The organism is Flagellimonas flava, from assembly GCF_050617915.1.
Lineage (GTDB): Bacteria > Bacteroidota > Bacteroidia > Flavobacteriales > Flavobacteriaceae > Flagellimonas > Flagellimonas flava_A.
Genome location: NZ_JBODQE010000006.1, coordinates 109,903 through 123,212, shown reverse-complemented (window position 1 = coordinate 123,212; position 13,310 = coordinate 109,903). Strand labels below are relative to the sequence as shown.

The 13,310-nt window shown below is 40.5% G+C and carries 12 protein-coding genes and 1 pseudogene; 11 read left to right on the top strand and 2 right to left on the bottom strand.

Features of this window, described 5'->3' with window-relative positions; genetic code table 11:
* Positions 1–329: 329 nt before the first annotated feature.
* From ACRHOZ_RS15845 to ACRHOZ_RS15825, 5 genes and pseudogenes are all read left to right on the top strand, one after another.
* The gene (locus tag ACRHOZ_RS15845) at positions 330–1,160 is read left to right on the top strand and encodes a prephenate dehydratase (protein ID WP_431127461.1); all 831 of its coding nucleotides are present in this window, start codon (positions 330–332) and stop codon (positions 1,158–1,160) included.
* Positions 1,157–2,299 carry a pyridoxal phosphate-dependent aminotransferase gene (locus ACRHOZ_RS15840; RefSeq protein ID WP_431127458.1) on the top strand — a complete coding sequence of 381 codons (1,143 nt, stop codon included), beginning with the start codon at positions 1,157–1,159 and terminating at the stop codon, positions 2,297–2,299. The genes ACRHOZ_RS15845 and ACRHOZ_RS15840 overlap by 4 nt, the downstream gene beginning before the upstream one ends.
* Positions 2,300–2,341: 42 nt before the next feature.
* Positions 2,342–3,217: pseudogene (locus tag ACRHOZ_RS15835) on the top strand (prephenate dehydrogenase); the annotation flags it as partial.
* 8 nt (positions 3,218–3,225) lie between these two features.
* Positions 3,226–4,308, top strand: a complete 1,083-nt coding sequence (locus ACRHOZ_RS15830; RefSeq protein WP_431127455.1) for a chorismate mutase — start codon at positions 3,226–3,228, stop codon at positions 4,306–4,308.
* 130 nt (positions 4,309–4,438) lie between these two features.
* Positions 4,439–5,113, top strand: a complete 675-nt coding sequence (locus ACRHOZ_RS15825) for a head GIN domain-containing protein (protein ID WP_431127452.1) — start codon at positions 4,439–4,441, stop codon at positions 5,111–5,113.
* A gap of 65 nt (positions 5,114–5,178) precedes the next feature.
* Here the strand turns inward: ACRHOZ_RS15825 and ACRHOZ_RS15820 are convergent, their stop codons facing one another.
* Together ACRHOZ_RS15820 and ACRHOZ_RS15815 are read right to left on the bottom strand one after the other, a co-directional pair.
* On the bottom strand, positions 5,179–5,619 hold the full coding sequence (locus ACRHOZ_RS15820; protein ID WP_431127449.1) for a hypothetical protein: 441 nt from the start codon (positions 5,617–5,619) through the stop codon (positions 5,179–5,181).
* A 107-nt stretch (positions 5,620–5,726) separates the two neighbouring features.
* The gene (locus ACRHOZ_RS15815) at positions 5,727–6,167 is read right to left on the bottom strand and encodes a hypothetical protein (protein ID WP_431127446.1); all 441 of its coding nucleotides are present in this window, start codon (positions 6,165–6,167) and stop codon (positions 5,727–5,729) included.
* A 92-nt stretch (positions 6,168–6,259) separates the two neighbouring features.
* Here ACRHOZ_RS15815 and rsgA point away from each other — a divergent pair, with 92 nt between their 5' ends.
* The 6 genes from rsgA to ACRHOZ_RS15785 all read left to right on the top strand — a co-directional run bounded on the left by rsgA (position 6,260) and on the right by ACRHOZ_RS15785 (position 13,226).
* Positions 6,260–7,210, top strand: a complete 951-nt coding sequence (gene rsgA / locus ACRHOZ_RS15810; protein ID WP_431127443.1) for a ribosome small subunit-dependent GTPase A — start codon at positions 6,260–6,262, stop codon at positions 7,208–7,210.
* The gene (dtd, locus tag ACRHOZ_RS15805) at positions 7,211–7,663 is read left to right on the top strand and encodes a D-aminoacyl-tRNA deacylase (RefSeq protein WP_431127440.1); all 453 of its coding nucleotides are present in this window, start codon (positions 7,211–7,213) and stop codon (positions 7,661–7,663) included. It abuts the gene before it with no gap.
* An 81-nt stretch (positions 7,664–7,744) separates the two neighbouring features.
* Positions 7,745–9,652 (top strand): DUF3857 domain-containing protein, encoded by a 1,908-nt coding sequence (locus tag ACRHOZ_RS15800; RefSeq protein WP_431127437.1) that lies wholly within the window; start codon positions 7,745–7,747, stop codon positions 9,650–9,652.
* 1 nt (position 9,653) lies between these two features.
* Complete coding sequence (locus ACRHOZ_RS15795) at positions 9,654–11,597, top strand: transglutaminase domain-containing protein (protein ID WP_431127434.1); 1,944 nt, start codon at positions 9,654–9,656, stop codon at positions 11,595–11,597.
* 3 nt (positions 11,598–11,600) lie between these two features.
* Positions 11,601–11,927, top strand: a complete 327-nt coding sequence (locus ACRHOZ_RS15790) for a nucleotide pyrophosphohydrolase (protein ID WP_420398796.1) — start codon at positions 11,601–11,603, stop codon at positions 11,925–11,927.
* 69 nt (positions 11,928–11,996) lie between these two features.
* Complete coding sequence (locus ACRHOZ_RS15785) at positions 11,997–13,226, top strand: 3-phosphoshikimate 1-carboxyvinyltransferase (protein ID WP_431127430.1); 1,230 nt, start codon at positions 11,997–11,999, stop codon at positions 13,224–13,226.
* The last annotated feature ends 84 nt before the right edge of the window (positions 13,227–13,310 follow it).

Sequence of the window (13,310 nt, the reverse complement as noted above, 5' to 3'; positions counted from 1 at the left end):
TGAATCAAAAATACAGCTTTAGTTAGATTCCGATAAACGCTTATTTGATAATTCCAAATATTGAATATTCATAAAGAAAGGGGGATTTGAGCGAGCAAAATTCAAAAAAAGAAGGAGTTAAACAAAAAATCAAAAAAAATTTATGATCTGCTATCGATTTTCATATGAATACCTATCTTAGCCCAAGATTTTTGAAAAATGACAAAGACGTATTTCTGGAACGGTTTTTATTTCTACTTCTTTTTTAAGAGAAGCATGGGACTGTTCTAGGTGTACGAAAAGTATATAAAATAGATAAAGTCCCGTTTTAGCGGGACTTTTTTTTTACCATGAATTTAAAAGTAGCTATTCAGGGAATTAAGGGATCTAACCATCATCAAGTGGCCAAGGAGTATTTCGGGGAGCAAATTGAGCTGGTGGAATGTCTTTCATTTGATGCCATGATCGACCACCTATGCCAAGGCACTGCGGACAAAGGGATTATGGCCATTGAAAATTCCATTGCGGGATCCATTATCCCCAACTACAATTTGGTGTACCACAATAACATCCACATTATAGGGGAGCATTATTTAAGTATCCACCACAATCTAATGGCACTTAAGGGCACGGCCATTGAGGATGTGGAGGAAGTCCGATCGCATCCCATGGCTTTGCTTCAGTGCAAGACCTTTTTAAAACAGTACCCACATATCAAATTGGTGGAAGACGTGGACACGGCTGAAACCGCAAAACGTATCAGGGATAATCAATTGACCAAGGTTGCGGCCATTGCTCCAAAAGTAGCTGCAGATTTATATGATTTGGATATCATAGCCCCAGAAATCCAGACCATTAAAAACAATGCCACCCGTTTTATCATCCTTAAGAAAAAGAATAAAGTGTTGCCTAAGGAAGCAATCAACAAAGCTTCTTTGAGATTTATCACCGATCATAAACGCGGAAGTTTGGCTACGGTGTTGAACGTAATGAGCGATTGCAACCTTAACCTGACCAAGATACAATCCTTGCCCGTGATAGAAACGCCTTGGAAATATGCCTTTTTTGTGGATGTCACTTTTGAGACCTATGATCATTTTGCCAAGGCCAAATCTTTGTTGGAGATCATGTCCGAAGATTTCAGGTTGTTGGGAGAATATAAAAATGCATTGTTGCCATGATTACAGCAGATAGGTTGCAAACAGTCCAGGAATACTACTTTTCTAGAAAGCTTAGGGAAGTAAGAGGGATGATCAAGGAAGGGAAACCCATTATAAATATGGGTATAGGAAGTCCTGATCTGGCTCCGTCCCCTGAGGTTTTGGAAACACTTAAGGATGCCATCACGGATACTGGGGCACATCAGTATCAGAGCTATCAAGGGTTGCCCGAACTTCGGATGGCCATTGCTGATTTCTATCAAGAAAAATTTGGGGTGCAAGTAGATGAGGCCAATGAAATTCTTCCTTTGATGGGATCTAAGGAAGGCATTATGCACATAGGTCTTGCCTTTTTGAATGAAGGGGATGAAGTTTTATTGCCCAACCCTGGATATCCTACCTATACCTCGGTTACCAAGCTGATTGGTGCAGTGCCCAAATCGTATGACCTAAAGGAAGAAAATGGATGGTTTCCAGATTTGGAGGCTTTGGCCCAAAGGGATTTATCCAAGGTGAAATTAATGTGGGTAAGCTATCCGCATATGCCCACAGGGGCAACAGCCAGTCTTGAGGAACTTTTGGCCTTGGTGAATTTTGCAAAGGAGCATGAAATACTATTGGTGAATGACAATCCGTACAGTTTTGTATTGTCCAAGAACCCAACCAGTATTTTGTCCATTCCAGGAGCCAAGGACTGCGCTTTGGAACTGAACAGTTTAAGCAAAACCTTCAACATGGCCGGTTGGCGTGTGGGTATGGTATTGGGAAACCAAGAGCATATCAATGCGGTGCTAAAAGTGAAGAGCAATATGGATTCAGGAATGTTCTACGGCATCCAAAAGGGAGCCATAGCCGCTTTACAAAGTGGGCAAGAATGGTTCAAGGCTTTGGATGAGGTGTATACAAAAAGAAGGGAACTGATGTTCCAATTGGTGGAAAAACTGGGATGTTCCTATGATAGAAATGCGGTAGGAATGTTTGTTTGGGCCAAATTACCGCAAGGTTCTATTCCTTCGGAAGAATTTATAGACCAGGTGTTGAATGACAAACACATCTTTATTGCCCCAGGAACCATTTTTGGGAGCAATGGGGAGGGGTACATTCGTTTTTCCCTTTGCGTGAAAGAAGAAAAAATTAAAGAAGCTATCAATAGATTTTAAACAGAAGATGAAGTCAACAAACTCACATCCCAACTTTCAAATCCCAAAATCAGTGGTATGCAACTAGTTGTCATCGGAATAGGGTTGATTGGGGGCTCTTTTGCCAAGGATGTCAAAAAAATGCATCCAGATACCCATATTGTTGGAATTGATAAAAACGAATCCCATTTGGATGAAGCTCTGGAATTGGGAATCATAGATCAAAAAGGGGGGTACGATACTTTGGCCTCAGCCGATGTGGTCTATGTGAGTATCCCGGTAAACGCATTAACGGAAGAACTGCCAAAGATTTTGGATGCCGTGGATGACGATACCGTGGTCATAGATGCCGGATCAACCAAAGGACTAATCTGTGAAGCAGTAAAAGACCATCTTAAAAGAAGGAATTTCTTGGCTTGTCACCCAATTGCGGGTACGGAGTTTTCTGGACCTTCAGCTGCAATAAACGGTTTGTATGAAGGAAAGACCAACATTATTTGCGAAGTGGAAAAAACCGCTTTTAAGCTTCAAGAACGAGCATTGGAACTTTTTCAGGAGATGAAAATGCGCATTCGGTACATGAATCCTCAGGCGCATGATAAACACATAGCTTACGTCTCCCATTTATCACATATAAGCTCGTTTATGTTGGGAAAAACGGTTATTGAGAAAGAAAAAAATGAGCGTGATATTTTTGACCTCGCGGGTAGTGGATTTGAGAGTACCGTGCGCTTGGCCAAGAGTTCGCCAGACATGTGGACCCCCATCTTTGAACAGAATAAAGAGAATGTGGTGGAATCGCTTGAAGAGTATATCCAAAATTTGGAAAACTTTAAGCAGTTGCTCTTGGACAACGAGTTTGAGGATGTCCATCAAGAAATGAACAACACCAATAGAATAAAACAAATATTAAAAGGAATACCCCTCACAAAAAGTTAGAACTGATTATGGAAAACAATAAAGAAATGAGAAAATGGCTGGATGACCTGGATTTACCACATCCATTGGTAATTGCCGGACCCTGCAGTGCTGAAACGGAAGAGCAGGTGTTAAAAATTGCCCACGATTTGAAGGATACAGATGTCAACTACTATAGAGCAGGTATCTGGAAGCCCAGGACGCGCCCAGGAAATTTTGAAGGGGTGGGGGCCATAGGCCTAAAGTGGCTTCAGAAAGTCAAGGAAGAAACTGGTTTGAAAACAGCCACCGAAGTGGCCAATAGGGCTCATGTGGACCTTGCATTGGAACACGATGTGGATTTGCTTTGGATTGGGGCAAGATCAACCGTAAGCCCGTTCATCGTACAGGAAATTGCAGACGCTCTGGAAGGAACAGACAAGGTTGTGTTGGTCAAAAACCCGGTTAACCCCGATTTATCCTTGTGGTTGGGAGCGGTGGAAAGATTGTATTCTGCGGATATCAAGAAATTGGGAGTCATCCACAGAGGATTCTCAACCTATGAAAAAACGAAGTACAGAAATATCCCGGAATGGCAAATGGCCATTGAACTGCAGTCCAAGTTTCCGGATTTGCCCATCATCAATGACCCAAGCCATATCACTGGGAAACGCGATATGATTTTTGACGTATCCCAAACCGCCCTTGACCTTAATTTTGATGGCTTGATGATCGAGACACATCATGATCCTGATAGTGCGTGGAGTGATGCAGCGCAGCAAGTAACACCAGCTGCTTTGGTACAGATTATGAAAGACCTTCGCATTAGAAAAGAGACTGACCAAGAAGCTGAATACAACAGCAAATTGAGCAATTTAAGGGCCCAAATCGATGTGATTGACAATCAATTGATCGATATCCTTGGCAAGCGTATGAAAGTTTCTGACGGAATCGGAGAACTTAAGAAGCAAAGGAATGTAGCTGTACTACAGTCCAACAGATGGAACGCTATTTTGGGCAAGATGATTTTGGAAGGCGAGTCGCAAGGACTTAGTGAGGAATTTGTTTTGAGAATGTTCAAGGCCATCCACCAAGAATCCATCAACCACCAAGAGAAGATTATCAACGCATAGCGTTTAAAACCAATCGGATAAAGTGCCATTTGAACCAGGGATACCACCTTGGGCAAATGGCATTTTTTTATGCGTTAACTGTAACAAACTCCAAAATGGATTATCTTTTAGAAAGTTAACACCAATAGTCATGAAAAAACTGCTACTACTCAGCCTTATCCTTACATCTTCAGTTCTTTTTGCGCAACGTACCATTGATACCGAAGTTGGGGAGTTCAATGAAATCAAGGTTTTTGACCTTATCGAAGTCAATTTGATCCAATCCGATGAGAATAGAATTGTGATTAAGGGAAGAAACGTAGACGACATCAAATGGATGAACAAGAAAGGTGTCCTAAAACTTAGAATGCAGTTGGATATGAAATTCACGGGCGAGGATACCTTCATTGAGGTGTACTATACCAATTTGGATGTCATAGATGCGAATGAAGGAGCCCAAATCACCTGCAACGAACTTGTTACAAAGAACAATCTGGAATTAAGGGCTCAGGAAGGCGCGAGGATACGAATTGGAATGGATGTAGAAAATGTGGACATCAGAGCGGTGACCGGTGGTATTGTGGAAGCAACAGGATTGGCAAATAATCAGTCCATTGTCTTGAATACAGGAGGTATTTTTGATGGTAGAGATCTACGCACTTCCAATACGGACATCAAGATTTCTGCTGGAGGTGAAGCTGATGTTTTTGCTTCGGAGGTTGTGGATATCAATGTACGGGCCGGGGGGGATGTAAATGTCTACGGAAAACCCAAAAGGGTATATAAGAATACTTTTGCCGGTGGGAGAATTCATGTTGTGGATTAGCTAGATCGTTATAAAAAGAAAAGCCCAGTGAGAATACACTGGGCTTTTCTTTTGGATTGAACTTTCTATTTTTTGAAGATGTAACGCGTAATAAAGATACCTTGTTGGTCATCTTCCCCTGCGTTGCTCTCCACGGCACTGCTTACAAAGGCCAATTCCCAACCGTTGGCCACCATATCGTTCATCATGGAGGTTAACATGGCGTCATTGGCAGCAATGTTCTGAAATCGGATGCCACCGAGGTTAAAGAAGTTAAGTAGTTTGGTTTCCTCAAAATTTTTAACACGAATGTTGGCTCTTTTTGATTTGTTTCGAGTGTTGTCCTCGGCAGTTTGTACGCTGGTATATTCCTTGTAATCCTTGTCTTCCAATGCGTTGATAATCCGCGAGCGACCTAGTCCACTGGGGATTATGGATTCCACACTGGTAATTACCTTGTATTCCTGGGCGGTAAGGCCAAAATTTACTCCTAAGGCCATCCCGATAATGATGAATGCTTTTTTCATAATGTCTTAATTTATTCTACTCTAAAGACAATATGAAATAACCAAGGGTTGCATGCATAAAAAAAGCCCTTGGATTTCCAAGGGCTTTCAAATACACCGTAGGTGTTTTATTTTCTAAAAATATATCGAGTAATAAAAATACCCTGTCCATCTCCTTTACCACCTTCACTTTCCACTGCACTGTTCACAAAGGCCAGTTCCCATCCATCAGCAATCATGCTATTGATCATGGAAGTAATTAGCGCATCGTTGGCTGCAATGTTCTGAAAACGGATACCACCCAAGTTGTAGAAGTTCAACAATTTGGTTTCCTCAAAGTTCTTTACACGGATCTCTCCACGCTTGGATTTGTTTCTGGTATTATCCTCTTCGGTCTGAACACTGGTGTACTCCCTGTAATCCTTGTCTTCAAGGGCATTTACAATTCGTGAACGCCCAAGACCGTTGGGAACAATGGATTCCACACTGGTAATTACCTTGTACTGTTGTGCATTCATTTCAAAGGTTGTGGCAAGCACCACAAAAGCGATAAATAAGATTTTTTTCATAATTGGATTGATTATAGTTAATACTGTACACAAACATATACGCCGTAAAAGGAGGATTATTGTTTCTTTGTAGTGAAAATATGAACAAATAAGTGCAAGGAACTGTTTATAAATCCACAGGTAGTTGGTACACCGTGAAATCGGAAAATGCTGATTTTTATGAGTGTAGGATAAAAGGGAAGTTCCGAATCAAAGGGATTAAGAGCACAAATCCTGTTGCCGTAGGGGATGAAGTTGTCTTTGATTTGCAAAAAATTGGGGATGAGACGGTTGCAGTGATTTCCGAAATTAAGGAACGAAAGAATTACATTATTCGTAAATCGGTAAACCTCTCCAAACAAACGCATATTATTGCCACAAATCTGGATCAGGTTTTTTTGTTGATTACCCTCAACAATCCCCCAACATTTACAAGTTTTATAGATCGATTTTTGGTCACTGCGGAAGCTTATGATATTCCCGTGGTATTGCTTTTCAATAAAATGGACGACTATGATGAGGACGAGATGGTGGAAGTGAATTATCTGGTACAGCTTTACAGAAGCATTGGGTACCCATGTCTGGAAATCGCAGCTAAAGAAGGCACCAATGTTGAACAAGTCAGGGATTTGATGTTGGATAAGACCAGTATGTTCGCAGGTCATTCCGGGGTGGGAAAATCAACTTTGGTGAATGCGCTGGAACCAGGATTGAAGCTAAAAACGGCAGAGATTTCGGAGCAACATCTTCAGGGGCAGCACACCACCACCTTTGCAGAGATGTACGATTTGTCATTTGGGGCAAGAATTATTGATACCCCTGGAATAAAAGGGTTTGGTATTGTGGATATGGAGGAGGATGAGATTGGGGATTATTTTCCTGAGTTTTTCAAACTAAAGTCGGAATGCAAGTTCAATAATTGCCTCCATCTGGACGAACCCAAATGTGCCATAAAAAATGCCCTGGAAAACAATGAATTGGCCTGGAGCAGGTATAGAAGTTATGTGCAAATGATTACGGGCGAGGAAGAGAATTACAGAACCGATATCTATAAAGAGCGATAATTGAGAGCAGTAATCCAAAGGGTCTCAGAGGCCAGTGTAACGGTTGAAGGTAAAGTGGTATCCAAAATTGATCATGGGCTTTTGGTGCTGCTGGGAATTGAGGATGCGGATAACGACTCGGATATACAATGGTTGGCCAAAAAGATTGCCAATCTCCGAATCTTTAACGATGCCAACGGAGTTATGAACCGCTCCGTGCTAGACGAAAAAGGAGAGGCTATTGTGGTGAGTCAGTTTACACTGCATGCCATGACCAAAAAAGGGAACAGACCCTCTTATATTAAAGCCTCCAAGCCTGATATCGCCGTTCCTCTGTACGAAAAATTCGTGCAGCGTATAGAACTGGAACTGGGCAGGAAAGTTGGGACAGGGATATTTGGAGCTGACATGAAAGTAAACTTGCGGAATGATGGCCCTGTTACCATCATAATCGATACAAAGAACAAAGAATAGTGTGCTTTTATCGATTAGTGTTTTTCAGTTTGTAGGAAAATTGGCATCTTAGCAGCGACTAAATCAACCTACCGTCTTTTGATGCGAATTCTTACTTTCCTACTTGCCTTCCTTAGTTTTTATATTTCATTTACCCAAGAATCGGACTTGTCCATGTCCTCTATAAATCAGGACTTGCTTGAAGGTTCAAATGCAGTTGTTAGAAACCATCAAATGCATGTTAGGCTGATTTCCTTAAAGGACATGGAAGTAGATTATGAACGTACCATTACCGTACTAAATGAGAATGGGAATATCCACACCAATTTATTTGTAAGCTATAATAACGGCATACATGTAAAAAACGCATACGCAGAAGTTTATGATAAGTCTGGGGAGCTTATTAAAAAAATCAAAAAGAAGGATTTTTTGGATGTCAGCGCCGTAGATGGTGGAACTTTGTATTCAGATTCCAGGGTTCTATATACAGGATATTTACCTGTGGAATACCCATATACCATAAAATTCCAATATCAAATAAAAACAGGTAACACCGGTACCGTTCCTTCCTGGTCATTCGTTGATAATTTTTTGGTAAGTACTGAAACTTCCAACTACACCATTGAATATGCAGACGCAGCATTAAAACCTAATATACTAGAAAAGAACCTGGATAATTTTCCGGTTAATGTAAGCAAATTGGAAAATGGCATTTCCTACGAAGCCAAAAACATTAAAGCCTTTAAAGATGAAAGCCTAAGGCCTTCCGGGCATAAGATTTTCCCCCAACTTGTCGTAAGTCCAATTAATTTTCACTACGAGGGCTACAATGCATTCATCAATAACTGGACTGATTTGGGCAATTGGATGAACAATAACTTGTTGAAAGACCAAGATGAGCTAGATCCCTCAACGATTGCTAAAATCAAAAATTTAGTGAAGGGTTCCGATAATGTTTTGGAGAGAGCAAAAAAGGTTTATGAATATGTTCAGCAGAATACAAGATATATAAGTGTACAAATAGGAATCGGGGGACTTAAACCAATAAGTGCCATAGAGGTGGATAGGTTGAAATACGGGGATTGCAAAGGATTGGCAAATTATACAAAAGCACTTTTAAGCGCTGCAGGGGTCCGATCTTACTATGTTCATGTTGAAGCTGGATCGGAAAAAGTAGATTTCGAGTCGGACGTGGCCTCCCTAAGCCAGGGGAACCATGTAATATTGGCCATACCCTATGACGGTAATTATTATTGGATAGATTGTACATCCCAAGTTCATCCCTTTGGTTTTTTGGGAGATTTCACGGATGACCGAACTGTTTTGGTCATGAAACCGGATGGCGGGGAAATTGCTCGTACAGTATCATATATCAATGAAGAAAATTTGCAGCGGACCACAGGTTACATTCAATTGAACGAGCAAGGAGATTTTTATGGTAATGTTCAAATAGAAACCAAGGGCATTCAATATGATCAACATTTTGGATTGCAGCAGAGCACCAAGACAGATATTGAAAAATACTATAAGCACTATTGGTCAAATATTGACAATCTAACCATTGAGCAATTTGAATTCAACAATGATAAGGAGAAGGTGACCTTTAAGGAAAAAGTAATCCTTAATTCTGTCAAATACGCTTCAAGGTCTGACAATAGATTGGTTTTTGTTGCCAATGCCCTGAACAATCCTCAAAATGTGCCCAGACGCTATAGAAACAGGAAGTTTCCCTTGGAGATTTCCAGAGGTTATTTGGATGAAGATGAATTTAAGATATCCATTCCTGAGAACTATAAAATTGAGTCATTGCCCAATTCCATTGATTTGGAAACAAAATTTGGTAGTTATTCCCTAGGTTTTGAATCGGTGGGTGATCAGATACTCGTGAAACGAAGGATATTGATCAAAAAAGGAACCTATTTGAGTTCCGATTATAACGAATATAGAAGTTTTAAAAGGAATGTTTCCAAAATGGATAATTCCAAAATAGTAATAATAAAAAAGTCCTAGAATGAATAGATTGTTTTGTGTTGCCTTGCTATTTCTTTTGTGTATTACACAAGGAAATTCCCAAAAGTTGAAATTTGGAGAAATTTCCAATGAAGAATTGATGGAAAAGGAGTATGAACATGACAAATCGGCTCACGCCGTTATTCTGTATAAGAATAGGGATACCTACATTCAATCCTCAGGTGGAACCAATCACTTAATTACGGAGATACATGAGCGTATCAAAATATATGATCAACAAGGTTTTGATTATGCCACCAAGGAGGTAAATCTGTTTAAGCAGAGACATGAAGATGAAATGATAAAGAATATTAAGGCGGTTACCTATAATCTTGAAAACGGTAAAATTGTTGAGGCTGAGCTACGGAAGGATGAGATATTTAAGACCGAAGCAAGTTATAATTACAATCAGGTAAAGTTTACACTGCCCAATGTTAAAGAGGGGTCGGTAATCGAATATTCCTATAAAGTGGTCTCACCGTTCATTTGGAACATTGATGAATTTCAGTTTCAATATGACATTCCCGTAAAAAGACTTCGGGCCGAGATTAGAACTCCAAAGGGATTCAGGTTTAAACAAACCCCTAAAGGCTACTACAATGTTTTCCCAAAGACAACAACAAAAAGGGATAATAGAATCGGAATGGATGTGGTTATTAACACGTATAATCTTGAGAAAATGCCAGCACTTGAGGAGGAAAACTATGTTGATAACATCGACAATTATCGCTCTGGGGTGATTTTTGAGTTGGTTTCCATTGAATTACCAGGTTTTTATAGAAGCTATTCCAAATCCTGGGCAGACGTGGCCAAAACCATTGGAAATTCGGATGATTATAAAAACAAATTGGATAAGACCAAATCCTTCGATGATGAAATTGATTCCTTAATCAGCCAAAACCCTACAAAGATTGATAAGATGAATGCCATTTTCAAGTATGTCAAAGACGAAATAACTTGGAATGGAATGGATGGCAAATACTTTTTCAATGGTATTAAAAAAACGTTGAAGGAGAAAAAAGGCAATGTTGCGGATATCAATTTACTTTTGGTGGCCATGCTTAGGTATGCAGGGATTGATGCCAATCCGGTAATCATAAGTACCAAGGACAATCTTGTTCCAATTTTTCCAACTATTGATCGATTGAATTATGTCTTGGCCTATGCCATTATCGATGAGCAAAAGTATTTTATGGATGCAACAGAGGAATTTAGCGATTTGAATGTACTTCCCATAAAAGATTACAATTGGAAAGGCATTCTAATTGATAACCACGATATGGTTTGGAAGCAGATTGATATTATGTCCCCAGGATCATCTTCCAATATGTATGCATTGGATCTAAATGTAAACGAGGATGGAAGTTGTGAGGGCACATGCAAGGCAAGATTTGACAGACATAGCGCCCTTAGATTTCGAAAGGCTTATAAAGAGCAAGAATTGGAATCATTTTTGACGGAAAAGGAAAAAAAGCTCTCTGATATTGAAATCAATGACTATGAAGCAAAAAAAGTGGACACCTATAAAGGTGCAGTAAGCGAATCTTTTAACTTTTTTAACGATTACGGAGCGGATGTGATTGATGACAAACTATACCTTAAACCCCTAGGCTTTCTTTGTTTGGAAGAAAATCCATTCAAAACAGAGACCCGTGAGTATCCAGTGGATTTTGGATACCCGTTTAAGGATGTTTACATGGTGAATATTGGGATACCGGAAGGATATAAAGTAGACTTTATACCGGCTCCTACGGTAATGAACATGCCAGATAAAATGGGTTCCTTTAAATATATTGTGGCGCAAGAAGGGAATAAAATAACTGTTAGGGTTAATTTTGAAATAAATAGGGCCATGATTGCGGCTGTAACCTATCCTTATCTAAGGGAATTTTTTAAACAGGTAATTGCAAAAGAAGAAGAACAACTAGTTTTGTCCAAAATCTAGATTATGAATATCCAAAATGCCCAACAAGCGGTTGATGAATGGATCCAAAATCACGGGGTTCGCTACTTCAACGAGCTTACCAATATGGCCCAACTCACCGAGGAAGTTGGGGAGGTGGCCCGTATCATCGCCAGGCGCTATGGCGAACAAAGCGAAAAGGAGTCTGATAAGGATAAAGATCTAGGTGAGGAACTGGCAGATGTCCTGTTTGTGGTGCTCTGTTTGGCCAATCAAACTGGGGTGGACCTGCAGGAGGCCTTCGACAAAAAGTTGGACTTAAAGGCCAAGCGTGACCATGATCGTCATCAGAATAACAAAAAGCTCAAATAAAGTTAGCCCTGTACAGGGACTTTAGGGGTGTTTTTTCTAGTTTTGGTCTTTCAACCAAACAGCTAGGCTTTGAAACTTAAACTGTCCTTTTCCCAAAGTAAAAAAATTGATAAATCCATTGCAGTTACAGGTTCCAAGAGCGAGACCAACCGGTCATTGCTCTTGCAGGCATTGTTTCCCAATGTGACTATAAAAAATTTATCCAACTCTGACGATGGCCAAGTTATGCAAAAGGGTTTGGCCACTTCTCACGGAGTGGTGGATATCCATCATGCCGGTACGGCTATGCGGTTTTTAACCGCCTATTTTGCTTCGCAAGAAGGAAAGGAGGTAGTGCTAACGGGTTCCCAACGTATGCAGGAGCGTCCCATTAAGGTTTTGGTGGATGCATTACGCGATTTGGGCGCCGAAATAACCTATGAAAAAAATGAAGGATACCCACCCATTAAAATAACGGGAAAGACTTTGACCAAAAGTCGGGTTTCCTTACCTGCCAATATTAGTAGCCAGTATATTTCGGCCCTTCTTTTGATAGCCCCAAGTTTGGCCAATGGATTGGAATTGGAGCTTGTTGGTAAAATCACTTCGGTGCCTTACATAAAAATGACATTGGGATTGTTGGAGCAAATAGGGGTGGAGACTAAGTTTGAAGGCAACCATATCCAGATTGCACCTAAGGAAAATGTTGAAGACACTACTTTGGTCGTGGAATCCGATTGGAGCTCTGCCAGTTACTTCTATAGCATAGCTGCATTGTGCGATGTGGGAACCAAAATCCAGCTTTCAGCTTATATGGAGAACTCCTTGCAGGGTGACAGTGTACTTGCTCAGATTTATCAGGATTTTGGCGTTAAAACAAGCTACTCTGACACCAGAATAACCCTGGAGAAAGTTCAGGAATGTAATTTGGAAACCGTTAACTACGATTTGGCCAATGCCCCGGACATTGCCCAGACCATTTCAGTGACCTGTTTTGGATTGGGCATGGGATGTCATTTGACCGGCTTGCACACCTTACCCATTAAAGAAACCGATAGGTTGGGAGCCATGAAAACCGAATTGGAAAAAGTAGGGGCAAAAGTGGCCATAGATCATGAAAGTTTAACTCTAGAACCTTCCCAAAACATCATTTCCGATGTTGCCATAGATACTTACCACGACCACAGAATGGCGATGGCCTTTGGTCCTTTGGGCATGAAAACCACATTGTTGGTCAATGAAGCGGAGGTGGTATCCAAGTCCTATCCAGATTATTGGAAGGATCTCGCAACCCTTGGTTTTAGCGTGGACACGCTGTAATTAACATTTAATCACCAAATTACTTGACATCCCCTATGTCGAGATTGTATATTTGCGCTCTTTAAAAATTTCCAAAAAAAGTCT

Excerpts from the sequence above, each read along its gene's own strand:
- ACRHOZ_RS15845 (WP_431127461.1), top strand. The coding sequence starts at position 330 with ATGAATTTAAAAGTAGCTATTCAGGGAATTAAGGGATCTAACCATCAT.
- ACRHOZ_RS15840 (WP_431127458.1), top strand. The coding sequence starts at position 1,157 with ATGATTACAGCAGATAGGTTGCAAACAGTCCAGGAATACTACTTTTCT.
- ACRHOZ_RS15830 (WP_431127455.1), top strand. The coding sequence starts at position 3,226 with ATGGAAAACAATAAAGAAATGAGAAAATGGCTGGATGACCTGGATTTA.
- ACRHOZ_RS15825 (WP_431127452.1), top strand. The coding sequence starts at position 4,439 with ATGAAAAAACTGCTACTACTCAGCCTTATCCTTACATCTTCAGTTCTT.
- ACRHOZ_RS15820 (WP_431127449.1), bottom strand. The coding sequence starts at position 5,619 with ATGAAAAAAGCATTCATCATTATCGGGATGGCCTTAGGAGTAAATTTT.
- ACRHOZ_RS15815 (WP_431127446.1), bottom strand. The coding sequence starts at position 6,167 with ATGAAAAAAATCTTATTTATCGCTTTTGTGGTGCTTGCCACAACCTTT.
- ACRHOZ_RS15800 (WP_431127437.1), top strand. The coding sequence starts at position 7,745 with ATGCGAATTCTTACTTTCCTACTTGCCTTCCTTAGTTTTTATATTTCA.
- ACRHOZ_RS15795 (WP_431127434.1), top strand. The coding sequence starts at position 9,654 with ATGAATAGATTGTTTTGTGTTGCCTTGCTATTTCTTTTGTGTATTACA.
- ACRHOZ_RS15790 (WP_420398796.1), top strand. The coding sequence starts at position 11,601 with ATGAATATCCAAAATGCCCAACAAGCGGTTGATGAATGGATCCAAAAT.